27 protein-coding genes are annotated in these 23,238 nt (G+C 70.0%); 12 read left to right on the top strand and 15 right to left on the bottom strand.

Annotated features, from left to right (window positions below):
* Window positions 1-4 precede the first annotated feature (4 nt).
* Entirely contained in the window at window positions 5-1,435 is a 1,431-nt protein-coding gene (locus ABSL23_RS05165) for an Hvo_1808 family surface protein (RefSeq protein ID WP_089649663.1), read from the bottom strand.
* Window positions 1,436-1,534: 99 nt separating this feature from the next.
* On the opposite strand from ABSL23_RS05165, the gene ABSL23_RS05160 reads away from it, so the two are divergent.
* Window positions 1,535-2,107: an isochorismatase family cysteine hydrolase gene (locus ABSL23_RS05160; RefSeq protein ID WP_089649665.1), complete on the top strand. Its 573-nt coding sequence runs from the start codon at window positions 1,535-1,537 to the stop codon at window positions 2,105-2,107.
* Between the two features lie 3 nt (window positions 2,108-2,110).
* Here the strand turns inward: ABSL23_RS05160 and ABSL23_RS05155 are convergent, their stop codons facing one another.
* Together ABSL23_RS05155 and ABSL23_RS05150 are read right to left on the bottom strand one after the other, a co-directional pair.
* Window positions 2,111-2,548 carry a phosphate-starvation-inducible PsiE family protein gene (locus ABSL23_RS05155; protein WP_059055164.1) on the bottom strand — a complete coding sequence of 146 codons (438 nt, stop codon included), beginning with the start codon at window positions 2,546-2,548 and terminating at the stop codon, window positions 2,111-2,113.
* A gap of 59 nt (window positions 2,549-2,607) precedes the next feature.
* On the bottom strand, window positions 2,608-3,432 hold the full coding sequence (locus tag ABSL23_RS05150; protein ID WP_059055162.1) for a hypothetical protein: 825 nt from the start codon (window positions 3,430-3,432) through the stop codon (window positions 2,608-2,610).
* 51 nt (window positions 3,433-3,483) lie between these two features.
* Here ABSL23_RS05150 and ABSL23_RS05145 point away from each other — a divergent pair, with 51 nt between their 5' ends.
* From ABSL23_RS05145 to ABSL23_RS05135, 3 genes are all read left to right on the top strand, one after another.
* Window positions 3,484-4,152 carry a lipoate--protein ligase family protein gene (locus ABSL23_RS05145; RefSeq protein WP_059055160.1) on the top strand — a complete coding sequence of 223 codons (669 nt, stop codon included), beginning with the start codon at window positions 3,484-3,486 and terminating at the stop codon, window positions 4,150-4,152.
* A gap of 243 nt (window positions 4,153-4,395) precedes the next feature.
* Complete coding sequence (locus ABSL23_RS05140; protein WP_059055159.1) at window positions 4,396-5,658, top strand: dihydroorotase; 1,263 nt, start codon at window positions 4,396-4,398, stop codon at window positions 5,656-5,658.
* A gap of 41 nt (window positions 5,659-5,699) precedes the next feature.
* Window positions 5,700-6,611, top strand: a complete 912-nt coding sequence (locus tag ABSL23_RS05135) for a carbamate kinase (protein ID WP_059055158.1) — start codon at window positions 5,700-5,702, stop codon at window positions 6,609-6,611.
* Here the strand turns inward: ABSL23_RS05135 and ABSL23_RS05130 are convergent.
* From ABSL23_RS05130 to ABSL23_RS05110, 5 genes are all read right to left on the bottom strand, one after another.
* A complete protein-coding gene (locus ABSL23_RS05130; protein ID WP_059055157.1) occupies window positions 6,608-6,970 on the bottom strand; it encodes a hypothetical protein in 363 nt (120 codons plus the stop codon). The two genes, ABSL23_RS05135 and ABSL23_RS05130, sit on opposite strands and share 4 nt — an antisense overlap.
* Complete coding sequence (locus ABSL23_RS05125; RefSeq protein WP_059055156.1) at window positions 6,963-7,880, bottom strand: ABC transporter permease; 918 nt, start codon at window positions 7,878-7,880, stop codon at window positions 6,963-6,965. The genes ABSL23_RS05130 and ABSL23_RS05125 overlap by 8 nt, the downstream gene beginning before the upstream one ends.
* Window positions 7,877-8,890, bottom strand: coding sequence for an ABC transporter permease (locus ABSL23_RS05120; RefSeq protein WP_089649666.1), 1,014 nt, complete (start codon window positions 8,888-8,890; stop codon window positions 7,877-7,879). The genes ABSL23_RS05125 and ABSL23_RS05120 overlap by 4 nt, the downstream gene beginning before the upstream one ends.
* A gap of 49 nt (window positions 8,891-8,939) precedes the next feature.
* The gene (locus ABSL23_RS05115) at window positions 8,940-10,577 is read right to left on the bottom strand and encodes an ABC transporter substrate-binding protein (protein WP_059055152.1); all 1,638 of its coding nucleotides are present in this window, start codon (window positions 10,575-10,577) and stop codon (window positions 8,940-8,942) included.
* Between the two features lie 148 nt (window positions 10,578-10,725).
* On the bottom strand, window positions 10,726-13,455 hold the full coding sequence (locus ABSL23_RS05110) for an ABC transporter ATP-binding protein (RefSeq protein WP_353634943.1): 2,730 nt from the start codon (window positions 13,453-13,455) through the stop codon (window positions 10,726-10,728).
* 157 nt (window positions 13,456-13,612) lie between these two features.
* On the opposite strand from ABSL23_RS05110, the gene ABSL23_RS05105 reads away from it, so the two are divergent.
* Window positions 13,613-14,026, top strand: coding sequence for a hypothetical protein (locus ABSL23_RS05105; protein ID WP_353635354.1), 414 nt, complete (start codon window positions 13,613-13,615; stop codon window positions 14,024-14,026).
* On the opposite strand, the gene ABSL23_RS05100 is transcribed toward ABSL23_RS05105, so the two are convergent.
* Window positions 14,023-14,646: a DUF5806 family protein gene (locus ABSL23_RS05100; protein WP_059055146.1), complete on the bottom strand. Its 624-nt coding sequence runs from the start codon at window positions 14,644-14,646 to the stop codon at window positions 14,023-14,025. The genes ABSL23_RS05105 and ABSL23_RS05100 overlap by 4 nt on opposite strands.
* Window positions 14,647-14,887: 241 nt before the next feature.
* On the opposite strand from ABSL23_RS05100, the gene ABSL23_RS05095 reads away from it, so the two are divergent.
* From ABSL23_RS05095 to ABSL23_RS05080, 4 genes are all read left to right on the top strand, one after another.
* Window positions 14,888-15,103, top strand: coding sequence for a hypothetical protein (locus ABSL23_RS05095; protein WP_089649668.1), 216 nt, complete (start codon window positions 14,888-14,890; stop codon window positions 15,101-15,103).
* A gap of 219 nt (window positions 15,104-15,322) precedes the next feature.
* Window positions 15,323-15,691, top strand: a complete 369-nt coding sequence (locus ABSL23_RS05090; protein WP_059055142.1) for a universal stress protein — start codon at window positions 15,323-15,325, stop codon at window positions 15,689-15,691.
* A gap of 1 nt (window position 15,692) precedes the next feature.
* Entirely contained in the window at window positions 15,693-16,241 is a 549-nt protein-coding gene (locus tag ABSL23_RS05085; RefSeq protein WP_059055140.1) for a GNAT family N-acetyltransferase, read from the top strand.
* 45 nt (window positions 16,242-16,286) lie between these two features.
* The gene (locus tag ABSL23_RS05080; protein ID WP_059055138.1) at window positions 16,287-16,541 is read left to right on the top strand and encodes a hypothetical protein; all 255 of its coding nucleotides are present in this window, start codon (window positions 16,287-16,289) and stop codon (window positions 16,539-16,541) included.
* Here ABSL23_RS05080 and ABSL23_RS05075 read toward each other — a convergent pair.
* Window positions 16,533-16,976: a universal stress protein gene (locus tag ABSL23_RS05075; protein WP_059055136.1), complete on the bottom strand. Its 444-nt coding sequence runs from the start codon at window positions 16,974-16,976 to the stop codon at window positions 16,533-16,535. The genes ABSL23_RS05080 and ABSL23_RS05075 overlap by 9 nt on opposite strands.
* A gap of 94 nt (window positions 16,977-17,070) precedes the next feature.
* Here ABSL23_RS05075 and ABSL23_RS05070 point away from each other — a divergent pair, with 94 nt between their 5' ends.
* Window positions 17,071-17,502 (top strand): universal stress protein, encoded by a 432-nt coding sequence (locus ABSL23_RS05070; RefSeq protein ID WP_059055134.1) that lies wholly within the window; start codon window positions 17,071-17,073, stop codon window positions 17,500-17,502.
* A 46-nt stretch (window positions 17,503-17,548) separates the two neighbouring features.
* Window positions 17,549-18,634: a recombinase RecJ gene (locus ABSL23_RS05065; RefSeq protein WP_353634942.1), complete on the top strand. Its 1,086-nt coding sequence runs from the start codon at window positions 17,549-17,551 to the stop codon at window positions 18,632-18,634.
* Here ABSL23_RS05065 and ABSL23_RS05060 read toward each other — a convergent pair whose 3' ends face one another.
* A complete protein-coding gene (locus ABSL23_RS05060) occupies window positions 18,635-19,072 on the bottom strand; it encodes a DUF5807 family protein (RefSeq protein WP_059055131.1) in 438 nt (145 codons plus the stop codon).
* 42 nt (window positions 19,073-19,114) lie between these two features.
* Window positions 19,115-19,531, bottom strand: coding sequence for a 30S ribosomal protein S6e (locus tag ABSL23_RS05055; protein WP_353634941.1), 417 nt, complete (start codon window positions 19,529-19,531; stop codon window positions 19,115-19,117).
* 145 nt (window positions 19,532-19,676) lie between these two features.
* Between ABSL23_RS05055 and ABSL23_RS05050 the strand changes: the two genes are divergently transcribed.
* Complete coding sequence (locus ABSL23_RS05050) at window positions 19,677-19,958, top strand: hypothetical protein (RefSeq protein ID WP_353634940.1); 282 nt, start codon at window positions 19,677-19,679, stop codon at window positions 19,956-19,958.
* Here ABSL23_RS05050 and ABSL23_RS05045 read toward each other — a convergent pair.
* The 3 genes from ABSL23_RS05045 to nosD are packed head-to-tail and all read right to left on the bottom strand — an operon-like array spanning window position 19,955 to window position 23,236.
* The gene (locus ABSL23_RS05045; protein ID WP_353634939.1) at window positions 19,955-20,896 is read right to left on the bottom strand and encodes an ABC transporter permease; all 942 of its coding nucleotides are present in this window, start codon (window positions 20,894-20,896) and stop codon (window positions 19,955-19,957) included. The genes ABSL23_RS05050 and ABSL23_RS05045 overlap by 4 nt on opposite strands.
* A complete protein-coding gene (locus ABSL23_RS05040) occupies window positions 20,893-21,852 on the bottom strand; it encodes an ABC transporter ATP-binding protein (protein WP_059055127.1) in 960 nt (319 codons plus the stop codon). The genes ABSL23_RS05045 and ABSL23_RS05040 overlap by 4 nt, the downstream gene beginning before the upstream one ends.
* Complete coding sequence (gene nosD / locus ABSL23_RS05035; RefSeq protein ID WP_059055126.1) at window positions 21,845-23,236, bottom strand: nitrous oxide reductase family maturation protein NosD; 1,392 nt, start codon at window positions 23,234-23,236, stop codon at window positions 21,845-21,847. The genes ABSL23_RS05040 and nosD overlap by 8 nt, the downstream gene beginning before the upstream one ends.
* Between the last annotated feature and the right edge of the window lie 2 nt (window positions 23,237-23,238).

Raw genomic sequence — 23,238 nt, 5'->3', positions numbered from 1 at the left:
CTCCCTACCGCGAGTGGACGTCCCCGAGGTCGTCGGGCGTCGGCGCGTTCACGATGGTGACCTCGTCCCCGGAGCGCGTGACGCGGAACGCGTCCGCGAACTCGCTCTCGTTCTCGGGGATGCGCCAGACGCCGTCCGAGCGCTCTTGGGCCCCCCAGTACTGGAGGAGCTGGCGGTACGTCTGCGCGAACTCGCGGGCGTCACCGCTGGAGTCGAACGCGAGCCGCCACGTGTACGCGGTGTCGTCGCCGTTCTCGTACACCCAGAGCTGCTCGCCGTCCCAGCCCGCGACGGGCTGGGTGGCGTAGTCGAACGGCGAGGACAGGTCAATGTTGCCGTTCGCGTCGAAGTCTAGGGGGTTCAACACGGAGCTCTGTGGATGGCGATTCTGCTCGTAGTACGTGTAGCCGAACATCGCGGTGAGGCCGCCGACGCCGACCTCGCCGTAGGGCGCGCGGCCGCCCGGCGTCACGCGCTCCCAGTCGTCGCTGGAGCGGTCGGGAAGCGAGACGTCCGTGGGCTGGTCGCTCCCGTACTTCTCGGGCTGGGCGACCTGCTCGGAGGACGCCGGCGGGTCGTCGTAGACGTCCACGACCGCGTCCCAGCCGCCGGCGTCGTGAACGTGCTCGACGAACGCCGACCCCGCGCTGTACGGGAAGTACGACATAGTGTAAATGCCGCGGTGAATGTCACTACTACCGCCACCGCCGCCGGACGCCTCGGGCGTCGCGCACTCCCACTCGACGCCGCAACGCTCGCTGTACTGGCTGTCGAGGAAGCTCGCTTCGCCCTCGATGAGGCCGTTGTGGGCGTTCGACTGGTCGCGGGTCGCCGACGAGAAGTTCGCGTTGAAGTTCCGGAACTGCAGGGCGTGCATCAGCTCGTGGCCGAGCGTGTTCTCGTCGATGGTCGGCGTCTCGGACTCGGAGATGACGACGATGCGGTCGTCGCGGGGCGTGTAGAACCCGAGGACGTTCGACCCGCGGTTGGAGTCCTGGACGGCAAGCGAGTCGTTTTGCTCGCCGACGAGGAACAGCGCCTCGAATTTCACGTTGTCGAACGTCTCCATGGCGTCGCTGGCGTTCCCGGAGCCGGCGTACTCCTCGCGGTACGTCGACCGCGAGATGACGTCCACGGACACCGGCTTCTGGAACTCGATGCCGCGGAGCTGCTCGACACGCGCCATCGAGCGGTTGACGACCATCTCGCGTTCGGTCTCGTTGAGGCCGTCACCGACAGTGACCGGGAGGGACTCGTTGTGCCAGTAGCCGCCCTCCCAGCCGAGCGCGTCGCCGGCGGGGTCGGCGTAGTCGAAGTCGCTCGTCGCGGGCGCAGTCGTGGTCTCCGCGGGGTCGCCGCCAGTCACCGCGGGGGACTGACAGCCCGCGAGCACGACCAGCGCGACGAACGCCACGGCGAGAATGCGGCGTGTCATTACACGCCGTTCGGACCGGACGGGGTAAAACGCTACGCACAGTCACACCGCCCGTAGTCGGACCGAACGGCTTAGTGGCTCGGCGTCGAGCCCTCGCGCATGGAGTTCGACGCCGAACGCACCGCTGTCGTCGTCGTGGACGTGCAGAACGGCTTCTGCCACCCCGAGGGGAGCCTGTACGCGCCCGCCAGCGAGGACGTTATCGACCCCGTCACCTCGCTCGTCGCCCGGGCGCGGGAGGCGGGCGCGAGCGTCGTCTACACGCGGGACGTCCACCCGCCCGAGCAGTTCGAGGACACCCACTACTACGACGAGTTCGAGCGCTGGGGCGAGCACGTCGTCGAGGGGACGTGGGACGCCCAACTGCACGACCGCCTCGACGTCCGCGACGACGACTACGTCGTGGAGAAACACACCTACGACGCGTTCTACCAGACCGGCCTCGACGGCCACCTCGACGCGCACGGCATCGACGACCTGCTGGTCTGCGGGACGCTGGCGAACGTCTGCGTGCTCCACACCGCGGGGAGCGCGGGCCTGCGGGACTACCGGCCGGTGCTCGTCGAGGACGCCATCGGCTACATCGAGGAGGAGCACCGCGAGTACGCCCTCGACCACGCCGACTGGCTGTTCGGGGAGGTCGTCGACCGCGACGGCGTGGCGTTCGCGTAGCGGTCAGTGGAGGCTGCCGGATTCGGTTGGGGTCTTCCGGACGATGTAGAGCGCGCCGACGAGCACGGCGAGCAGGATTGCGAACCCGGCGGACGTCAGCAGCGCTTCCTGTGCGGCGTGGTCGTCGGGGTGGAAGCTGATGACCCGTCGGGTGACCGCGATGATGCCGGTGATGATGACGATGCGGACGACGCTCTCCTCGCGGGTGTACGCGACGACCGTCTGGTAGATTTCCACGATGATGAACAGCAGGAGGACGGTGTCGATGAGCGCGATGACCTCGCTGGTCTGCGTGATGGCGCCCGTGCGCACGAGGTCGAAGATGGTCAGCCCGAGGTCGAAGACGCCGACGGCGAACAGGAGGACGAGCACGTACGCGGCGACGATTTCGACCGACTGGATGAGCCGCTCGGTGATTCGTACGTGGTCGTCGACGTCCATGCGACGGGGTACAGCCGGGGCGCTATTAAGCGCGTGGGCGGGACTCGGCGGCGAGCGCGCTACTCGACCGAAACAGCGACGCTGTCACCGACCACGAAGTCGTGGCCGGGCGCGACCAGTTTGACGCCGAGGCGGTCGGTGCCGAACCACAGCGAGAGCCCGCGAATCGGCTTGTCGTTCGCAGTCACGGTGACGTCTCGCCACGCGACGGTGCGGTCGTCCGCGACGCCACCAGCGTGCGTCCCGAGGAACGAAACCGAATCGTCGATGCCGCTCGGTCCGAAGACGCCGCCGCCATCGTAGTGCGGGAATCCGCCGTCGAGTACGCGGCCGTCGTCGGTAGCGATGCCCGCGAGCGCGTCGCCCGGCGCGGGGTGCTTGGGCGCGTCAAGCAGCGCGTACGTCTCCCCGGTTTCGACGACCTCGCCCGTGCCGTCCCACGGGACGGCTTCGACTGGAGCGCCGAGGGTCAGCGAGAGCGACCCCGAGGCGCGCACCGGGTCGGCGTCGCGCTCGCGGAACCCGAGGTGGACGTGGTTGTCGACCCACGGCGCGAAGAAGCCCGAACGCACCAGCCGCCCGAGGTCGTCCCCGACTGCGACAGTATCCCCAGATTCGACGGCGGGTGCGACGTGGAGGACGCGTGCGAGGTAGTCGCCCGTGTCGACAACGATGAGGTGGTCGTGGTCGGCGGCGTACGGCTTCGACGGACAGCGGACGGTCCGCGTCTCCACGACGTCGCCTGCGATGGGGCTCGGGGCGCGGCCCGCGGCGTCGTCGGGGTACAAGTCCACCGCACAGCCGGCGTCGTGGGCGGGGTACGGCGAGTTGTAGAGGGACGCCCGCGGGTAGCGCGCGAGCACGTCGCCGTCCAGCGTGACCATACCCGCCAGTCGGACCGTGAGGATTTACCGCCGTCGGTCGAAGTGGCGGGTATGCGCGTGCTCCGCGGGCGAGCCGAGGACCGGGACGCCGACCGCGCGGCGACCCGCGACCTCCTCGACTCCGTCGCCGAGAATCGCGAGTCGGCGGTTCGCGTGTGGGCGCCGGGCCGTCAGCTCGCGTTCGGCCGCCGGGACGCCAACAGCGACGGCTACGAGGCGGCTCGGGCCGCCGCCCGCGAGCACGGCTTTCGGCCGGTCGAGCGCGGCGTCGGCGGTCGCGCGGTCGCGTACACCGACTCGACGCTGGCGTTCGCGCGAATCACGCCGGTCGAGGGCGTCCGCACGGGCCTCCAAGAGCGCTACGACGCGATGGTCGCGGACGTACTCGACGCGCTCGCGGCGGTCGGCGTGGACGCCGAGGAGGGCGAACCACCGGAGTCGTTCTGCCCGGGCGACCACTCCGTCTCCGCGGACGGGAAGCTCGCGGGCATCGCCCAGCGCGTGAAGAAGGACGCCGCGCTCACGTCGGGCGTGCTCGTCGTGGACGACCGCGACGAAATCGCCGACGCGCTCGCGGCCGTCTACCCGAAACTGGGGGTGCCGTTCGACCCGAAATCGGTGGGGAGCGTCGCGGCCGCAGGCGGCGAGGCGGAACGCGTCAGAGACGAACTGGAGGCCGCGCTCGTCGGCGATGCAGACATCGACGTAGAACGGCTTTAGGGACTTCGGCCACAGTACCAGCGATTACACAGCCGGCCCCCTGGCGGATTGAAAGGGCGAGGCGCGGTCGCCGAACCCCGGCGACGTAAGCACTGCAGCGAGTGAGCGACGCGAACGAGCGAAGCGCGCAGCGAGCCGCGGGAGGCGACCGTGCCGAGGGCTTTCTAATAGACATCGGCGGGAACGTACAGAAGATCTAGTCGCGTCCGGAGGACTTACGCGCCGGCCGTTCACACTCACAGTATGCGAGTAATCCGGAACGCGACGCTCCCCGACGGACTGGAGCGGGACGTCCGCATCACGGACGGCCGCATCGACGCGGTGGGCGAGGACCTCGACGGGGAGACGCTGGTGGACGCCACGGGGAAGCGCTTGCTCCCGGGGATGATTGACGCACACGTGCACTTCCGCCAGCCGGGGTACGGGCACAAGGAGACGTGGGCGACGGGGTCGCGGAGCGCGGCGGCGGGCGGGGTCACGACCGTCGTGGACCAGCCGAACACGGAGCCGCCGACGGTGACGGGGGCGGCGTTCGACGAGAAGGCCGAGTACGCGGCCGACTCGCTCGTGGACTGGGGTATCAACGGCGGCGTCACCGCCGAGTGGGAGCGCGAGACGCTGTTCGACCGGCCGCTGTTCGCGCTCGGGGAGGTGTTCCTGGCGGACTCGACGGGCGACATGGGCATCGACGCCGAGTTGTTCGCGGACGCCTGTCGCCGGGCCGCAGAGGAGGACGTGGTCGTGACGGTCCACGCCGAGGACGCGGAGCTGTTCGACGAGTCGGCCCGGGAGCGCGACGACGCGGACGCGTGGAGCGCGTACCGCACGGCCGAGGCCGAGGAGGCGGCCGTCGAACGCGCGGTCGGCGTCGGCGGGAACGTCGGCGCGACGGTTCACGTCGCGCACACGTCCACGCCGGAGGGCGTGGACGCGGCGCGCGCGGGCGGCGCGACCTGCGAGGTGACGCCCCACCACCTCTTCCTCTCGCGCGAGGAGCTCGACGACCTCGGGACGTTCGGGCGGATGAACCCGCCGCTGCGCAGCGAGGCGCGCCGCGAGGCGCTGTTCGAGCGGCTCGCGGACGGCGAGGTGGACGTGGTGGCGACCGACCACGCGCCCCACACGCGCGAGGAGAAGGACGCGAGCATCTGGGACGCGCCCTCGGGCGTACCGGGCGTCGAGACGGCGCTGCCGCTGCTGCTGCAGGCCGCCAGCGAGGGACGCCTGAGCTTCGAGCGCGTGCGGGACGTGACGGCCGCCAATCCCGCCGAGATTTTCGACCTGCCGCGGAAGGGCCGCATCGAGGCGGGACGGGACGCCGACCTCGTGCTCGTTGACCCCGAGGAATCCCGGGAAATCCGCGGCGACGACCTCCACTCGAACTGCGGGTGGACGCCGTTCGAGGGGATGGCGGGCGTGTTCCCGGAGTTGACGCTGGTGCGCGGGACGGTCGTCTGGGACGGCGAGGCGTTCGCCGACCACGGCGGCGAGAACGTCCGCGCGTAGTCGCCAGCAGGGCTTAGTGGCGGGGCGGCGACCACAGGGGTATGCGAACGGTCGTCGCGCTCGGCGGGAACGCGCTCGCGCCGAGCGGGGAAGCCACGATAGCCGCCCAGCGCGAGCGAATCGAGGCGACCGCCGACCAGCTACGGGAACTCCACGAGGCGGGCCACGACCTCGTGTTGACCCACGGGAACGGCCCGCAGGTCGGCGCGCTGCTCCGCCAGCAGGAGGAGTCGGACGCGCCCGAGCGGCCGCTGGACGTGCTCGTCGCGGAGACGCAGGCCCAGCTCGGCTACCTCCTCCAGCAGGCCCTCGACGAGCGCATTCACGCCAGCGTCGCGTCGGTCGTCACGCAGGTGGAAGTCGACCCCGAGGACCCGGCGTTCGGGGAGCCGTCGAAGCCGGTCGGCCCGTACCTGAGCGCCGAGCAGGCCGGCGAGCGCGACTTCGAGACGACGGACGTGACGACGCCGGAGGGCGAGACGGCGCACCGGCGGGTCGTCCCGTCACCGGAGCCGAGGCGGATTTTAGAGGGCGAGCGCATCGAGACTCTCGTCGGGGACAGCGAACCCGTCGTCTGCGGCGGCGGGGGCGGCGTCCCAGTGACTGTCGGGGACGACGGAATCGAGGGGGTGGCGGCGGTCGTGGACAAAGACCACACGACGCGCCTCGTCGCCGAGCGCGTCGGTGCGGACGTGCTGGTGATGGCGACGGACGTGCCCTGCGTGTACGCGGACTTCGGGACGCCCGAGCAGTCACGCATCGCGGACGCGACCGCCGCAGAGATGCGCGAGCACCTCGCTGGCGGCGAGTTCGGCGAGGGGAGCATGGAACCGAAAATTCAGGCGTGTCTGGACTTTCTGGACGCGGGCGGCGAGCGCGCGGTCGTCGCGGGCACCGAAGACGTCGCTGCGGCGGTCAGAGGCGACGCCGGCACGCAGATTCACCCGGGCTAGACGCCGAGCGCTATCGACGTGACGGCGGCGGCGAACGCCCAGCCGGCGCCCGTCCACGACAGCACGAAGAAGGCCTCGCGGGCGCCGGCCTCGGTCCACGCGGAGCCGACGTCGACGTACTGCTTGACGCCGCGGAGCGTCTCGCCGAGGCCGACGGCGGTCGCCCACGCGAACACGCCGAACCCGAGCACGAGCGCGCCGAGCGCGAACGCCGTGTCCGTGGCGCCCTTCGGGGACGTGACGACGAGTAGCGCCAGCGAGACGGCGATGCCGACGGCGGCGCCGCGGAGCGTCCAGCGGCCCGCGCGAACCACGAGTTCGCGTGGACTCGCCGAGTCCTCGCGGGGGGAATCAGTCAACGGCTTCCCGCATCCGCGGGTCGAGGGCGTCCCGCATCCCGTCCCCGAGGAGGTTGAACCCCAGAACCGTCAGTGCGAGGAACAGGCCGGGGAAGAACGACCACCACCACGCGCCCGAGAAGAGGCCGTACTCGACGCCGTTCGACAGCATCATCCCCCACGTCGGCTCGCCGGGGCTAGCGCCGAACCCGAGGAACGACAGCGCCGCGATGTCGATGATGGCGAGCCCGAAGTTCAGCGTCGACTGGACGGTGATGGGCGCCAGGCAGTTCGGGAGGACGTGGCGCACGAGCAGCCGGGGGTCGGTCGCGCCGAGCGCGCGCGTCGCCTCGATGTACTCGTCTTCCAGCACTTTCAGCGCGGCGCCGCGGACGACGCGCGCGAACCGCGGCGTGTACACGAGCGTCAGCGCCGCGACCGCGCGCCACAGGCCAAGGTTATCCGGGAAGATGGTGACCAGCGCGAGCGCCAGCAGCAGCGACGGGAACGACAGCAGCACGTCCATCGTGCGCATGATGACGTTGTCCGTGAGGTCACCGTAGTACGCCGCGACGATGCCGAGACCGACGCCGAGCACGGTCGAGGCGATGACCGTGACGGTGCCGTACAGCATCGCGTACCACGCGCCGTACAGCACGCGCGGGAAGATGTCGCGGGCCTGGCCGTCCGTCCCGAACCAGTACTGCGCGCTCGGCGCGGCCTCGGTGGGGTTCGTGCCGAAGTTCGTGGACGTAATCGCGTTCAGGTCGTAGGCGAACCGCGCGTAGATGGCGACCGCGAACACGCCCAGGATGAGCGTGATGCCGATGACCGCCAGCCGGTTCGACAGCAGTTCGGAGAGGAACGGGCTCGCGCGGAGCCGTTCGACGATGCCACGGTCGACGTCGGGGGTCTGGGTTTCGGTGCTCATTGTTCGATGCGGGGGTCAAGCACGGAGTAGGTCACGTCCACGAGGAGGTTCACCAGCGTGTACATCACCGCGAACACGAGCACGGTGGCCTGCACGACCGGGTAGTCGTTCTGGTTGATGGCGTCCACCAGCAGCGTGCCGATGCCGTTGATCTCGAAGACCGTCTCGGTGAGGACGGCGCCGCCCAGCAGCGCGCCGAACTGGATGCCGATGATGGTGATGACGGGGATGAACGCGTTCCGCAGGCCGTGTTTCATCGTCGTAATCTTCTCGCCCTGGCCCTTCGCGCGGGCGGTCCGCATGTAGTCCTGCCTGATGACCTCGATCATCGACGAGCGCATCATCCGCGAGATGAGCGCCATCTGGTAGATGCCCAGCACGACGACGGGCAACAGGAGGTGGCGGGCCGCGGACCGGAACGCGAGGAGGTCGCCCTCAAGCAGCGTATCGACGAGGATGAAGCCGGTGGCGGAGTCGATGAAGTGCGCGGAGCCGATGCGGCCGCTGGTGGGGAGGACGCCGAGGAACTGCGCGAACAGCAGGATGAGCAGCGGTCCGCTCCAGTAGATGGGGATGCTGATGCCGCTGAGCGCGCCGATGCGCGTGAGGTGGTCGGTCCACGTGTCCTGCTTGACCGCGCTCAGGATGCCCAGCGGCAGGCCGAACAGCAGGCCCGCGAGCTGGCCCAGCACCGCGAGTTCGATGGTGATGGGGAGGCGGTTGGCGAGAATCTGGCTGACGGGCGTGCCGCGCTGAATCTGGTAGGACTCGCCGAAGTTGAACGTGGCGGCCTCGCCGAGGAACCGGACGTACTGCTGCCAGAGCGGGTCGTTCAGCCCGAGGTCCGTGCGGACTTGCTCGACGAACGCCTGGCTGGCTCGGTTCCCGGCAATCGCGACCGCGGGGTCGCCCGGCGAGAGGTGGAGAATCGCGAACACCACGGTCGCCACCCCGAACAGCACGGGGACGAGGAGCAGCAACCGTTTCGCGACGAACCGCTTTGAGACCATTACGCGAAGGGGGGAGTGCGAGTGGTAAAAAGCTCCCGTCGTGGGGGCGTTACTCGAGCTCGACGAGGTCGAGGTGCGGGCCGCCGATGGCCGAGATGGTGTAGTTGCTCACGCGGTTGCTGACACCGCGCACCTCCTCGGCGTAGTCGATGTACACCCACGGCGCCTCGTCGTGAGCGATTTCGGCGGCGTCGCTGTAGAGGCTCGCGCGCTCGCTCTGCGTGGTCGTCGTCTGCGCCTCCTCGATGAGGCTCATGTACTCGGAGTTCGCCCACGCCGAGCGGTTCGACGTGTTGAAGCCCTCGGTGTCCCACGACACCCAGTCCTGGCCCTCGGGCACCTCGCACTGCGGGTGCAGGAGGACGTAACAGAAGTTGTCGGGGTCGGCGTTGTCAGTGTACCAGCCCGCGAGGCTGGCGTCGTGGCGCCCCTCGGAGGTGTACGTGAGGTAGTCGCCGAACTGCCGGTCGTCGATGGTGACGTCGATGCCGACCTCGTCGAGGTTCGACCGGATGGTCTCGGCGGTCGGGAGCGGCGCGGGGTTGTAGCCGCGGGGGTTCTGGAAGGTAGTCAGCTCGAAGGAGAAGCCGTCGCCGTAGCCGGCTTCTTCGAGCAGCGACTGCGCCTGCTCGGGGTCGTGGGGGTACGGGCTGAGGTCGTCGTTGTGCCCGAACAGCGCGGGCGGAATCGGCTGGTCGGCCTGCGTCGCGATGCCCGAGTAGATGTTCTCGACGATGGACTGCGTGTCGATGGCGTAGCTGACTGCCTGCCGGACGCGGCGGTCGCGGAACGCCTCGACGCGGGACATGTTGAAGCTCATGTACCCGATGTTGATGCCCTGCGTCGTCTCCGCGGACGCGGTGTCCGAGTCCTCGATGGTCTGGATGGTGTCCGGGTCCAGGCCGTCGATAATCTCCATCTCCTCCTCGACGAGCGCCTGCGCGCGCGTGGAGTTCTGACCGCGCGTGAGGAACAGCACCTCGTCGACGTTCGGGCTGTCGCCCCAGTAGTCGCCGAACGCGGTGAGCTGGATGCGGTTGTTCGAGTTGTCGAGCTCGGAGAGCTCGAAGGGGCCGGTGCCGACCATCTCCTGGGCGAGGTTCGTGTCGCCCTCGATGGCGTCCTGGGAGATGACCACGGAGACGAACATCGCGAGGTTCCGGAGGAACGGCGCGTACGTCTGCGAGAGCGTGATGTTCAGGGTGTAATCGCCGTCCTTGGAGACGCTGTCGATCCAGTTGCCGAGCGTGAACGGCCCGTACGCGGAGGCGTCGTCGAAGTAGTACTCGTAGTCCTCGTCGACGAAGCGCCGGTAGCTGGCGATGAAGTCGTCGGCGGTGAACTCGGTGCCGTCGTGGAAAGTCACGCCCTCGCGGAGCTGGAGGGTGACGTTCGAGCCGTCCATCGTCCAGTCGGTCGCCAGCGACTCGGTGAGCGTGGCTTCGCCGGGCTGGAAGCCGATGAGCGTCTCGTAGGCCTGGTTGGTGACCTTCGCGACTTCCCCGCTGGTGGTGGCGTGCGGGTCAAGCGTCTGGGAGTGCGAACCCCGGCCGTACCGGAGCGTGCCGCCGCCACCGCCGCCGCCGAGACAGCCGGCGACCGAGCCCGTCGCGGTCGCGGCGACGGTTGCGGTGCCGGCAGCCTTCAGGAAGCTGCGCCGTGAGACCTGACTGTCATTGCCTGCCATAACACCACGCCCGGCGGCGACCTAAATAATAGTATCGGATAGTAGTGGTGGAACCGGCACACGCCGCGGGGATGCCCGTTCGGCACTCTTCGGTAGCTGCGAAAATTACCGCAGACGCGGGGAGCAGGGGGTCAGACGGCCGCTGGGCTCACTCCGCGTCCGCGAACAGGTGGCACGCCGCGGGGTGGTCGTCGTCGCCGAGGTGGGGGTCCTCGCGCTCGCAGACGCTCTCGAAGGTCTCGCGGAGGACGTCTTCGGCGGCCTCCCAGTCGCCCTCCGCGAGGTGGTCGAACGACTCCTCGACCGCGTCGCGCGCCCGGCCGGCGAGCGGCTCGTCGAAGAACTGGTCGTGGAGGACCGCGTGGAGGCCGCTACCGCCGTCCGCGACTGCTCGGTCGCCGGCCGCCGCGTCGGCCGCCCGCTCGCGCGCGGCGTCGAGGTCGATGTCCCGGGCCTCCACGCGCTGCCGGTAGAACATCACCTCGCGGTAGCGCTCCTGCTCGATGTCGAGGTCCTCGGGCGGAATCACCGACGGGCACCGCGTGCGGAAGTGACAGCCCGACGGCGGGTCGATGGGAGAGGGAACGTCCCCCTTCAGGATGGTGCGGTCGCCGGTCTCCGCGAGCGGGTCGGGCTCGGGAATCGCGGACAGCAACGCGTTCGTGTAGGGGTGCTTGGGGTCGCCGAACAGCTCGTCCGTCCCGGCGACCTCCACGATTTCCCCGAGGTACATCACCGCCACGCGGTCGGAGATGTGACGCACCACGGAGAGGTCGTGGGCGATGAACAGGTACGTCAGCCCGTACTCCTCCTGGAGGTCCTCCATGAGGTTGATAATCTGGGCCTGCACGGAGACGTCCAGCGCCGAGACGGGCTCGTCGGCGACGATGAAGTCCGGGTCGACCGCCAGCGCCCGCGCGATGCCGACGCGCTGGCGCTGCCCGCCCGACAGCTCGTGGGGATAGCGGTCGTACTGGCTGGGGTCCAGCCCCACCTCTTCGAGGAGTTCGACGACGCGCTGGCGGCGGTGGCCCTCCGCGAGCTCGTGAATCTTCAGCGGCTCCATCACCGTCTGCCCGACCGTCATCCGCGGGTCCAGGCTCGACATCGGATCCTGGAACACCATCTGCATGTCCTTGCGCTTCTCGCGGAGTTCGGTCTTCGAGAGGCTCCCGAGGTCGTCGCCCGCGAACACGACCGTGCCGTCGGTCGGCGGGTCGAGGTGGAGCAGCGCCCGGCCCGCCGTGGACTTCCCGCAGCCGGACTCCCCGACGAGGCCGAGCGTCTCGCCCTCGTGGACGTCGAGGCTGACGCCGTCCACGGCCTTCACGCTGGGTTCCTCGCCCGGGAAGAACCGGTCGAACCAGCTGTCCTCCTGCTCGTAGTACTTGCGCATCTCCTGGAGTTCCACGAGCGGCTCGCCGACCTCGTGGTCGGTCCGCGAGGAGACGCCCTCGACGCCGTACTCGCTCTCGTCGAACTCCGGGACGATGCACTTCGAGCGGTGGTCGACGTCCTCGGGGCCGTGCTGGAGGAACGGAATCTCGCCCTCCCGGCACTCTGGCTGGGCCCACGGGCAGCGGTCCGCGAAGTGGCAGCCCTCGGGCATGTCGATGAGGTCCGGGACGTTGCCCTCGATGGGCGTCAGGCGCTCCTTGTCCTCGGTGGGAATCGACTCCAGCAGCGTGTACGTGTACGGGTGGCTGGGGTTGTGGAATATCTCCTCGACGGGGCCCTCCTCGACGATTTCGCCCGCGTACATCACCGCCACGCGGTCGCAGGTCTCCGCGACCACGCCGAGGTCGTGGGTAATCATCAGCACGGACATCCCGAACTCCTCCTGGAGGTCGTCGATGAGGTCCAGAATCTGCGCTTGGATGGTCACGTCCAGCGCCGTCGTCGGCTCGTCGGCGACCAGCAGCCGCGGCTGGCACGCCAGCGCGATGGCGATGAGCACGCGCTGGCGCATCCCCCCGGAGAACTCGTGGGGGTACTCGTCGAGGCGGGTCGTCGCCTCCGGAATCCCGACCTCCGTGAGGATGTCGACGACGTCCTCGAAGACCTCCTCGTCGTGCTCGCGGCCGCCGACCTTCGGGAGAATCTCGCGAATCGCGTTCAGCCACGTGTCCCGCTTGCGGTCACCGTAGCGGTGGAGGCGCAGCGACTCGGCGACCTGCTCGCCGACGGTCACCGCGGGGTTCAGCGACGTCATCGGGTCCTGGAAGATCATCCCCATCTCGCCGCCCCGCACCTTCCGCATCGCCTCCTCGGGCGCGTCGGTGAGGTCGAGGATGCCGTCGGTCACCTCGACGTCGGCCGCGTCCGCTCCGCTCAGTAGGTCAGCGCGCGCGTCGTCGTCCACGTAGACGAAGCCGTCGTCGGCGTCCTCGATGGCGGTTTCGAGGGTGTCAGCGACGACGGACTCTGTCGCGCCGTCGGCCAGCCGGTCGGCGGCCTCCCGCAGGGAGTCCGCGAGGGCCGCGGGGTCGTCCTCGCCCGCGAGGTCGTCGGCCATCCCGCGCAGTTCCGCGGGCATCGACTCGACGCCCTCGCCGACGCGGAGGTCGCCGACGACTTCCCAGACCGCGTCCACGAGTTCGAACGGATAGGGGACGACGCTCCCCTCGAAGTCGCCCGCGAGGTCCGCGGCGAGGTCCGCCGCGCGGAACGTCACGCGCCCGTCCACGACGTCACCGGGGTCGTCGACGAGGTCCATCGCCGACAGTGCCGTGACGCTCTTCCCGGAGCCGGACTCGCCGACGAGGCCGACGGTCTCGCCCTCCTCGATGGTGAGGTCGATGCCGTCCACGGCCTTCACCGCGCCGCGTTCGGTCTCGAACTGCGTCCGCAGGCCGGAGAGCGACAGGAGGTCAGTCACTGGGCAGAATTCGCAGTCCACTCAAGAAATACCTTGCGGGACTTGGGCAACGCTTATCCCCGGCGCCGCCCGCGACACAGACATGACCGAGACCCCCGCCGAGGGCGGCCCGACCAGCCAGCCCACCGAGCAGGGCTGGCAGGCCGTCGTCGAGGACATGGCGGCGACCGCGGAGGCGTACCGCGACCGCGGCTGGACGACGCTGGAACTGCACCCCGGCGACTCGGTGCTCGTGGACTCGGAGTTCCGCACCGGCCTCGACGTGGTGTTGCCGGGCGACGAGTACGAGGACCTCGAAGCCCTCGCGGCGGACGCGTCGTTCACGGACGTGGACGTGTTCCAAGCCGCCGCGGACACCACGACGTACCTGCTCGTCGTGGAGAAAAACCCCGACAGCGAGACCGCGGTGTTCGTGCCCGCGTACTACGACACCGCGTCCTCCGCGGAGAAGCTCGATACGATTCGCGAGAGCGGCGAACTCCGGCTATTCTGCCGCCGGCTGAACGACGACTACGTGGAGTTCGTCCACGAGAACGTCGCCCCGTTCCTCCCCGAACAGCCCAACGCCTAATCGTCGGCGCTGGCGTCCGCGTCGATGGTGTGCCCGCAGTTCGGGCACTCGGTGCCGTCGTGGCGCAGCTCGTCGCTCGCGGAGCGCACGTCACGCATCACCGACGAGATGCGCTCCTCGGCCTCTAACTCCTCCTCGACGGCGAGGTCCACGCCCTCGACCTCCAACAGGAACTTCGCAACCTCCGTCACCTCGTACATCAGGTCGTCGAGCTCATCGGCCGTGAAGAACCCGGACATCGCGCCGTAGAGGAACGTCGCGCCCGCCATCCGCACCTTGTCCTCGAACGCCGACCGCGCCTGATTGACCGCCTGCGGGCTGTACGTGTCGGTCATGAACGGCACCAGCTCCGGGAGGTTCTCCCCGATTTTCGTCATCTCCACGCCGGTCTCCGTGCGGAAGTCCGCGCAGAGCCGCGCAATCGCCCATTCGCGGGCCGTGATGTACGTGCGGTCCCGGAGAAACTCGTTGACGCGGTCGTACTGCGCGCCGTCCATCTTCGAGAACCGCGCGTACTCGCGGACGTCCTCGGGCACGTCGTCGGCGTCGTCGGTCGAGCCCTCCGCCGGCTCGACGGCCGGCGTGAGGTCCCAGTCTGCGGGAGAAGCGCGTTCGGGCATGGAGTAGGGTTGCCGTGTTGAGCGCAAAAGCGTGTCGCCGGGAGCGTGCTCGACCGCAGGGAGAGCACGTTGAAGCGAGCGGCGACCGACGGGAGCCGCGAGTCCCGGCAAGGAGCCGAGCGGAGTGAGACTCCTCGTTACGGCGAACGTTGAACAGAGTGAACCGTGAGCGAAGCGACCCGCGAGCGGCGGTCGAAGCCAGATAACGATATAAGTGCGCTGCGCACGCGTACGCGAGTGTATGGCGGTCGAACGTGTGCTACGGAAGTGGGGGCAGGCGGGCGTGCTCGTCCTCGCGTGTCTCACGTGGGTATCCTTCCGTCCGGACGTATTTCGCGGGCTCGTCACGGACGGAGCGAGCATCGTCGGCACGCCGTACGAGGCCGTACACGTCGTGGTGTTCGGCGTCATGGTCGCGGCGCTGGCCCACGAGGTGTGGCAGACGGGGACTGAGTGACCGCTCGCTCACTTGTTCGGAGGCGACTCGCGTCGCTCGTCGCCGCCCGGTTCACGGCTCCCTGCGGTCGCCGTTCACGTAGCCAGGGATTCTTCGCTTCGCTCGGAATCCCCCAATTCGCGGGTCGCTTCGCTCCCCGCTCACGTATTCGGAGACGGTTCGCTCCGCTCACCGTCTCCCAGCCGAATCCTTTTACTCGGCGGCGCTGACAGTCCGACTATGAAAGTGCTGCTGGGCATCGGCGGTGCAGACGACTCCCTCGACGCGCTCCACGAGACGGTCGAGCGAGCGGTCGAGACGGGCGACGAGGTGACGGTGGCGGTCGTGGAGAACCCCGACAGCGACCGGGAGCCGGATGACCTCGTGGACGTGGCCCGAGAGACGCTGACGGAGGCGGGACTGGAGGCGGACGTGCGGCGGCTCTCGGGCGACCCGGGGAGTAGCATCGTGCAGTTGGCGGAGAGCGAGGAGTTCGACCAGATCGTGCTCGGGGGCGGCCAGCGCAGCCCGATGGGGAAGATTCGCCTCGGGAACATCGCGGAGTTCGTGCTGTTGAACGCGCGCGTGTCCGTGAAGTTGGTGCGTTAGCATGACCGACGAACGCGCGTACCCCGACGAGGTGGTCGAGGAGTTCCCGCGGCCGCCGCGGGAGTTCGAGGACGGCGACGGGCGGACCATCGACGTGCGGGCGTGGGAGGGCGAGCACGGCCCGGGCGACGACGCCTTCGAGGCGGTCGTGGAGATGTACGTGGAGTTCGACCCGGCGGACCGCGCGCAGGGCGTGCCGCCGGTCGGCGAGGACCGCATCCGGGAGTGGCTGGCGAACCTCTTCGAGCAGGACGGCTACGACGTGCTGGCGTGGCACGGCGACGAGGTGGCGGGCCACGCGACGCTCGTGCCGGACAACGAGACGACGTACGAGCTCGCCATCTTCGTGCATCAGGACTTCCAGGGCGCGGGCATCGGCACGAAGCTCATCGAGGCCCTGCTCGGCCACGGGCAACAGCAGGGCGCGGAGTACGTCTGGCTCACCGTCGAGCGGTGGAATCGGCCGGCGGTCGCGCTCTACGAGAAGGTCGGCTTCGAGACGGCCGCGGCCGAGAGCTTCGAGATGGAGATGGCGATTCGGCTGAACTGACGCGGTTCGGATACTGTTTTGTCGAGCGCGCCAGAACGCCCGACTATGTCCCCTGATTGGTCCGACGAACACGTCTCGCGGGCGAACCGGTTCACGCTCCACGCGGTGCTGGCGTGGGTGGCGCTGGTCACGCTGCAGGCGATTCTGGTGCCGACCGGCACCGCCGGCGCGCTGCTGGCGGGCGCGTTCGCGCTGGCCGCGACGTGGGTGCTCGTCCACTCGCTGTTCACGCAGGTGGACAGGCTCGTGAAGACGCGAATCGCGGAGGCAGACGGCGAGCCGGCCGGAGAGTCAGACTGAGAGGACGGGCTGGCTGGCGTACAGCAGCACGTACTCGGCGGCCTTCTCGAGGACGTCGCCGGTCTCGTCGAGCATCCCCTCGCGGGGGATGGTGAGGAAGTCGGCGTCGACGTCGGCGGCGCAGTCGAGGATGACGCTGCCGGGGTGCTGGAGTTTGCGCGTCGTGGAGAACCCGTACGCGATGGTGGAGTCGACGCGGACGTCCTCGGGCGCGAGCTCCTCGACGTCGTTGAGGAACGTCCGGGTCTCGTCGGCGAGTTCGGGTTCGTCGACTTCGCCGGCGTGGATGCCGCGGCTGACCGTCTCGCCGAGGACGTACAGCGCGTGGGCGTCGGCGTCGTAGCGGTCCGCGACCGCGAACGCGTACTCGGCGGCCGTGACCGAGGCGTCGGTCCCGTCCACGGGCACGAGCACGGTGTCCACTTCGAGGGTCATGGCTGGGTCTGCGCGGGCGGGCTACTAAAGCGCTCCGCGTGTGCGGGCGCCACTGCCGCGTGGGTTTAAGGGGCGCGGGCGCCCAGCGTCGGGTATGATAGAGACGGTGGTCATCGCGACCGACGGCTCCGAGAGCGTGGGGCGCGCCGTCGCGGTCGCGCTCGACTTCGCGGAGCGTTTCGATGCGGACGTGCACGCGCTGTACGTCTTAGAGGAGAGCGAGGTCGAGAGCGCGCCCGCGGAGGTCCGCGAGGAGATGCACGACGCCCTCGAAGAGCGCGGCGAGGAGGCCGTCGCGGACATCGCCGACGAGGCCGACCGGCGCGTGACGACGGCGGTCCGCGAGGGCCGGCCGGCCGCGGAAATCAGCCAGTACGCCCGCGACGTGGACGCCGACGTGGTGGCGACGGGGACGCGGGGCCGCCACGGCGAGAACCGCTTTCTCATCGGGAGCGTCGCCGAGCGCGTCGTGCGGACGTGCCCGGTGCCCGTGCTGACAGTGCGCCAGCTCGACGACAGCGAGTAGGGCGACCAACCACGGGGTTCTTTGCGCGGCCGCGCCTCCCTCCGGTATGGAAGATTGGGTCATCGAGGACGAAGACATGCCGCTGGAGCGGAAGTCACTGCTCCCCGGCAAGGGCTTCTTCATCCCGGACAGCATCCACGAGGAGCGCAAGGACCGAGAGATTCGCGAGGAGGCCGAGGGCGCGGACGTCCTCGTCGTCGCGGACCCGGACGCCGACGGGATGGCGTGTGCGGCCATCGTCCGCGAGGTGTACGGCGACGCGGCGCTCGTGCCCGCCGGCCCCCACGAACTCGAAGACGGCCTGCGGCGCGCCGCGGAGTTCGGCGCGGACGGCGCGACGGTGTTCGTCTGCGACCTCTGCCCCGACGAGTTCCGCTACGTCGAGGACGAACTGGCGTACCTCGTCGAGCACGCCGGCGACGTCCACTGGTACGACCACCACCAGTGGACCGAGGACGTCGAGGCCGCCGTCCGGGAGGCGGGCGTGGACCTCGTCATCGGCGACTCCGAGGAGGAGTGCACCGCCGACGTCGCGGTGCGCTCGGTCAACGCGGACCTGCCGCGATACCTCAAAGAATTGGCGGCGGTCACCCGCGACCACGACCTCTGGCTGAAGGAGGACCCGCGCAGCGACGACCTCGCGGACTACTCCTACTGGGTGGACACCGACGAGTACATGGAGACGATTCAGGAGCACGGCGCCGACCTCCCCGAGGACGTCATGGAGTTCCTCGAGGAGCGCCGCGTCGAGAAGAACGACCTCATCGACCGCGCGGTCGCGCGAGCGTCGCTGCGCGAGGTCAACGGGTGGACGGTCGGCGTGACCTACGGCCGCTGCTCGCAGAACGAGGTCGCCGAAGCGCTGCGCGAGCAGGGCGCCGACGCCGCCGTCATCGTCAAGCCCTCCGGGAGCGCGAGCATCCGCGGCACCGAGGACTTCCAGCGCGCCCACGAGGTCGCCCGGCAGGTCAACGGCGGCGGCCACCCGAAGGCGGCGGGCTGCAAGCCCGACATCTACGAGGACATGATGGACTACGCGAACCACTGGACGTCGCAGGGCGCGACCGCGAAACAGGTCATCCTCGACGGCTTCCGCAACCTCGACCCCGAGGAAGAGCCCGAGGAGTCGTAGCTAGCGCTCGCCCGCGAGCCACTTGTCGGAGTACGACTCGCCGCAGGAACAGTAGACGTAGGCGTGGATGACGTCGCCCTCGGCGTAGAGCCCGCCGACCTCCTCGTTCTGCGGCTCGGCGAACGAGAACGCGAACTGCGCGCTATGTTCTTGGGGGCCGTCGCTTGCGTGCGGGCAGTCGCCGCCCGCGAGGTCGCCGTCCACGTGCCCGGGGTTGTCCATCGCGGCGGACCCGAAGTCCATCGCGCCCATCCCCGTAATCGACTTGAAGACGCTGCGGCCGCGCTCGCCCTCGACGACGAGCACGACGCCGTCCTCGACCCGTTCGGCGTCGTCGCGGTCGGCTAGCTTCTCGACGTCGGAGACGTACGACTCGGAGAGGTAGAGTGCGACGTCGTCGGTCCTGTCGCCGGCGAGATACGCGTCGTAGTCGCTCACGGCGACGAATACGCGGCGACCGCGAAAAAGCGTGGCGTTCCGTTAGGCTTCGGCTTCCTCGGCGTCTTCTTCGGCGTCGCCCTCGCCGTAGAGGGACTCGACGGACTCCTCGCCGCGCTCGCTGATGGAGACGTTGAGCTGCGCGACTTCCTCGGAGACCTCCTTCCCGCGGACGGTGACGCGCTTGCGCTCGCCGTCGTCCTCGGGGTTGAAGCCGGGACCGCCCGTGAGCAGCACGTCCTTGAGCGCGGAGCCGTTGACGTCGTTGCGCATCGGTCGGCCGGCGGCGTCGCTGCCGCCAGTGATTTCGACGGTGTAGCCGTCGAGGCCGACGGCTTCGCCGTCGACTTCGTCGCCGAGTTCGAGGCCGAGGAACCGGTTCGCGTCCTGTCCGTCTACCTCCTGCTGGTAGCTTCGCCCCGACTCGGGGTCGGCGACGACAACTTGGAACGTAGCCATGCGTGAAACCAGTCGGGCGCAGTTCAAAAACCCGTCGAAGCCGCTCCCGGCGGCAGGACGCCCCACGACGGGGAATTGCGGACGTTGGGGGTGACGGCGACCCGAGCGTTGAAGGCGCGGCCCACACAACCACGCGGTGACTGGCATGGACCGCCGACACCTGATGGACCGCCTCGACGCCGAGTTCGGCGGGACGCCCGCGGAGCGCCGCGTGGTCGCGCGGACGGCCGGCGACCTCGCCGACGCCGGCGTGCTCGCCGACGACCTCGACTTCGAGGTGACCGCGGAGGGCGTCGTCGACCAGCTGACGGACGCGCCGGGCGGGTCGCCCGCGGAGCGCTGGAACTGGTGGATGGGCGCGCTGGAGGCGTCCCACGGCGGCTACCGGCGGTTCCGCGTGACCGCGTGGCAGCGCGAGGACTCCTAGACGGAGCGCCGGCCGAGCGCGACGACTGCGCCGGTCACCGGCACGAGTATCCACGCCGCGAGCGCCGCCAGTAACACGCCCTGACTCAGCCCGGCGCCGGTGAGAACGCCGGCGATGCCGCCCGCCGTCGTGGAGACGGTGCGGAGCACGAGCACGCGGAAGAGGTCCGCGGGGTTGGCGAGCACGGCCACCGACACCACCCACTGCGGGAGGTCGAAGGAGGCGACGGCGCCGAGCGCGACGAGGTCGTGGACGAGCACGAACCACACCCACGCCGCGAGCGCGGCGCCGAGCGCGCGGGTCTTCTCGCTGGCGAGCGCGGACGCGAGCACGCCGACGCCGAGGAACGCCAGTGCCGCGGCGACAGCGACCAGCGCCACCCACGCGTACGCGCCGACGACGCCCACGCCGGCGTACCGGACGAGCAGGGCGCCGCCGACCGCGAACCCGACGAGCATCCCGCCGCCGACCGCGGCCGCGCGGCCCGCGTACTTCCCGACGACCACCGAGAGATTCGACAGCGGGAGCGCGAGCAGCATCTCGAGGCTGCCGGACTCGTCGGCGCCGACGATGGCGTCGTAGCCCGCCGCGAGCGCGACCAGCGGGACGACGTAGACGCCGACCTGCGCGAAGCTCGCGAGCACGGCGCCGACGCGCGTCGGCCCGACCTCCGAACCACCCAAGACGACCAGCGCCACCGAGAACAGCGCGAACACGACCGCGGCGCCGACCGCCCAGCGCCGGCGGACCGCGAGGCGGTACTCGCGGGCGGCGACCTCGACGGTGCCGCGGACGGTGTCACGGAGTCCACCGCGCTCCACGAGGTCGGTCGCCGTCGCGCCGTCGGTCGCGAACTCCGGGGACTCGTCGACGACCGCGGCCGCGCCGCCGTCGGTCGCGGGCTGCTCGTCCCCGGCGTCGGTGCTGTCTGCGGTCACGCCCGCTCACCCCCCGTTTCGACTGCGACGTCGCCGCCGGCCGCGACCTCCTCGCGGAACACGGCGTCGAGGCCGGGTTCCGTGACCTCCACGGATTCGACGTCGGCGACCTCCCGGAGCGCGTCCAGCGCGTCGAAGACGGCGTCGCGCTCGCAGTCGAGGTGGACGCGGGCGCCGTCCGCGGACGCGCGAACCACGCCGTCCTCGGTCGCCAGCGCGCCAGCGGCCGCGTCCGCGTCCCCGGCGACGGTCGCGTCCACGGAGACGGTGTCGGCGGCGGCGCGCCGGAGGTCGTCGACGCTCCCCGAGACGGAGATGTCGCCGTCTTCGAGGACCGCGACGCGGTCGCAGAGGCGCTCGATCTCCGGGAGGACGTGGGAGGTGACCAGCACTGTCACGTCCGTCTCGGTGGCGAGCGCGTCCACGATGGCGTGGAAGTCCGCGACGCCCGCGGGGTCGAGGCCGGCGGTCGGCTCGTCCAGCAACAGCACCTCGGGGTCGCCGACGAGCGCGGTCGCGAGCCCGAGCCGGCGGTTCATGCCGTTCGAGTAGCCGCCGACGCGGCGGTCCGCGGCGTCCGCGAGGCCGACCGTTCGAAGCACGCGCTCGACGCGGCGGTCCCGCGCGTCGGCGGGGACGCCGCGCACGCGAGCGTGGAACGACAGCACCTCGCGGCCCGTCAGCGACGGCGGGAAGCCGGCGTGCTCGGGGAGATAGCCGACGCGCTCGCGGAGCGCGGTGCCCGCCGACGGCGGCAGGCCGGCGACCGTGACGCTGCCCGCGTCGGGCGTGTCGTGGCCGACGAGCAGCTTGAACAGCGTCGTCTTGCCGGCGCCGTTGCGGCCGACGAGCCCGAGCGTCTCCCCGCGCTCGACGGAGAGACTCGCGCCGTCGAGCGCGGTGACTGTGCCGTAGGACTTCTGTGCGTCGCGGATGTCGATTGCGGGGTCACTCATAGTATCGCCTCCAGTTGTCGTGTGCGGGGGTCGCGAGGGGGTGGTGGTCGACGACGCCGGGCGCGTCCACGAGCGGCACCGAGCGGCCCGCCAGCCGGACCGCGTCGAACGCCGGGCTGGACGCGAACACGCGCGTCTCGGGGTGCTCGCGCGCGAGGTTCTCGACGGTGCCGTCGGGCTGGAAGCGCACCTCGCTGACGCCGTCGTGGTCGACGTCGACGGGGCTGGCGTCGCTCCAGTAGTTGCCGCGGTCGCTGGCGTTCCACGCGACCTGCTCGCCGACGACGGCGTACATCGCGTCCGCGTTGTCGACGAACGAGTTCCCCGACGCGTCCATGTCCACGCTCCCCGCGGTGAGGTGGACGCCGACGTCGTTGGCGAGCACGAGGTTGTCCCGGAACGCGTCGTCCAGGGAGTTGTAGACGAAGATGCCGTTGTCGTTGCCGACGAAATCGTTGCCCGCGATGGTGGAGTGATCGACCTCCTTCACGAGGACGCCGTGGCCGCTCGTGCCGGAGTTGTTGACGGCGACGTTGTCCACGATTTCGAGGTCGTCGGAGACCATCAGCGCGTAGCCGACGTCGTTGCCGAACGCGGTGTTGTTCGCGAGCCGGTTGCGGTCCGAGTACATGTAGTGGACGCCGTACCTCAGATTCCACATCGTGTTGTTCGACGCGACGACGCCGGAGCTCCACGAGAAGTAGACGCCGTCGCGGACGTCCGTGATGCGGTTGTCCGCGAGCTCGGCGTCGTTGGCGCGCCACAGCTGGACGCCGTTCCCGCGGTTCGAGAGCCGGTCGATGGACTCGCGGCCGACGATGGTGGTGTTCCGGACGGTCGCGTCGGGCACGCCGTCCACCCAGACGCCGAACGTGGTGTTCGTCACGCGCGCGTCCGCGAGCGTGGCGTCGGGGGCGGCGACCCAGACGGCGGCGTCGTTGTCCGCGGTGCTGTAGCCGGCGTTGCGCACCCAGACGTCCCGGACCGTCACGCCGCTGGCGTTGACGGTGACGATGTCGCCCTCGGCCTCGCCCGAGACGACCGACTGCGAGGGGGACTCGCCGGCGATGGTGACGTTCGGCGTCTCGACGCTGACGGGGCCGGCGACGTGGCCGTGGACCGCGACAGTGTCACCGGGTTCGGCGGCGCCGACGGCGGCGGCGAGGGTGTCGTAGCGCTCGCCGTCGATGGCCGCGTAGCCGTCGCCGCGCTCGCCGACCGCCGAGAGCCCGAAGTCGTACTCAGCGGGCACCGGCGCGTCGAACGCCACCTCGGGGCTCCCGGACGCCTCGCCGCCGGGGTCGGCGACGACGGCGCCGACGCTCGCGACGAGGAGCACGACGGCGACGGCGGCGAACCAGCGCTCGGTGCGACGGTCAGTCACGA

This window comes from Halobacterium sp. NMX12-1 (assembly GCF_040435975.1).
Lineage (GTDB): Archaea > Halobacteriota > Halobacteria > Halobacteriales > Halobacteriaceae > Halobacterium > Halobacterium hubeiense.
This window is presented reverse-complemented; position numbering and strand designations above follow the sequence as displayed.

What these genes read in the sequence shown, in the direction of transcription:
- ABSL23_RS05165 (WP_089649663.1), bottom strand. Translation starts at nt 1,435, where the DNA reads ATGACACGCCGCATTCTCGCCGTGGCGTTCGTCGCGCTGGTCGTGCTC.
- ABSL23_RS05160 (WP_089649665.1), top strand. Translation starts at nt 1,535, where the DNA reads ATGGAGTTCGACGCCGAACGCACCGCTGTCGTCGTCGTGGACGTGCAG.
- ABSL23_RS05155 (WP_059055164.1), bottom strand. Translation starts at nt 2,548, where the DNA reads ATGGACGTCGACGACCACGTACGAATCACCGAGCGGCTCATCCAGTCG.
- ABSL23_RS05150 (WP_059055162.1), bottom strand. Translation starts at nt 3,432, where the DNA reads ATGGTCACGCTGGACGGCGACGTGCTCGCGCGCTACCCGCGGGCGTCC.
- ABSL23_RS05145 (WP_059055160.1), top strand. Translation starts at nt 3,484, where the DNA reads ATGCGCGTGCTCCGCGGGCGAGCCGAGGACCGGGACGCCGACCGCGCG.
- ABSL23_RS05140 (WP_059055159.1), top strand. Translation starts at nt 4,396, where the DNA reads ATGCGAGTAATCCGGAACGCGACGCTCCCCGACGGACTGGAGCGGGAC.
- ABSL23_RS05135 (WP_059055158.1), top strand. Translation starts at nt 5,700, where the DNA reads ATGCGAACGGTCGTCGCGCTCGGCGGGAACGCGCTCGCGCCGAGCGGG.
- ABSL23_RS05125 (WP_059055156.1), bottom strand. Translation starts at nt 7,880, where the DNA reads ATGAGCACCGAAACCCAGACCCCCGACGTCGACCGTGGCATCGTCGAA.
- ABSL23_RS05120 (WP_089649666.1), bottom strand. Translation starts at nt 8,890, where the DNA reads ATGGTCTCAAAGCGGTTCGTCGCGAAACGGTTGCTGCTCCTCGTCCCC.
- ABSL23_RS05115 (WP_059055152.1), bottom strand. Translation starts at nt 10,577, where the DNA reads ATGGCAGGCAATGACAGTCAGGTCTCACGGCGCAGCTTCCTGAAGGCT.
- ABSL23_RS05105 (WP_353635354.1), top strand. Translation starts at nt 13,613, where the DNA reads ATGGCGGCGACCGCGGAGGCGTACCGCGACCGCGGCTGGACGACGCTG.
- ABSL23_RS05100 (WP_059055146.1), bottom strand. Translation starts at nt 14,646, where the DNA reads ATGCCCGAACGCGCTTCTCCCGCAGACTGGGACCTCACGCCGGCCGTC.
- ABSL23_RS05095 (WP_089649668.1), top strand. Translation starts at nt 14,888, where the DNA reads ATGGCGGTCGAACGTGTGCTACGGAAGTGGGGGCAGGCGGGCGTGCTC.
- ABSL23_RS05090 (WP_059055142.1), top strand. Translation starts at nt 15,323, where the DNA reads ATGAAAGTGCTGCTGGGCATCGGCGGTGCAGACGACTCCCTCGACGCG.
- ABSL23_RS05085 (WP_059055140.1), top strand. Translation starts at nt 15,693, where the DNA reads ATGACCGACGAACGCGCGTACCCCGACGAGGTGGTCGAGGAGTTCCCG.
- ABSL23_RS05080 (WP_059055138.1), top strand. Translation starts at nt 16,287, where the DNA reads ATGTCCCCTGATTGGTCCGACGAACACGTCTCGCGGGCGAACCGGTTC.
- ABSL23_RS05075 (WP_059055136.1), bottom strand. Translation starts at nt 16,976, where the DNA reads ATGACCCTCGAAGTGGACACCGTGCTCGTGCCCGTGGACGGGACCGAC.
- ABSL23_RS05070 (WP_059055134.1), top strand. Translation starts at nt 17,071, where the DNA reads ATGATAGAGACGGTGGTCATCGCGACCGACGGCTCCGAGAGCGTGGGG.
- ABSL23_RS05065 (WP_353634942.1), top strand. Translation starts at nt 17,549, where the DNA reads ATGGAAGATTGGGTCATCGAGGACGAAGACATGCCGCTGGAGCGGAAG.
- ABSL23_RS05055 (WP_353634941.1), bottom strand. Translation starts at nt 19,531, where the DNA reads ATGGCTACGTTCCAAGTTGTCGTCGCCGACCCCGAGTCGGGGCGAAGC.
- ABSL23_RS05050 (WP_353634940.1), top strand. Translation starts at nt 19,677, where the DNA reads ATGGACCGCCGACACCTGATGGACCGCCTCGACGCCGAGTTCGGCGGG.
- ABSL23_RS05040 (WP_059055127.1), bottom strand. Translation starts at nt 21,852, where the DNA reads ATGAGTGACCCCGCAATCGACATCCGCGACGCACAGAAGTCCTACGGC.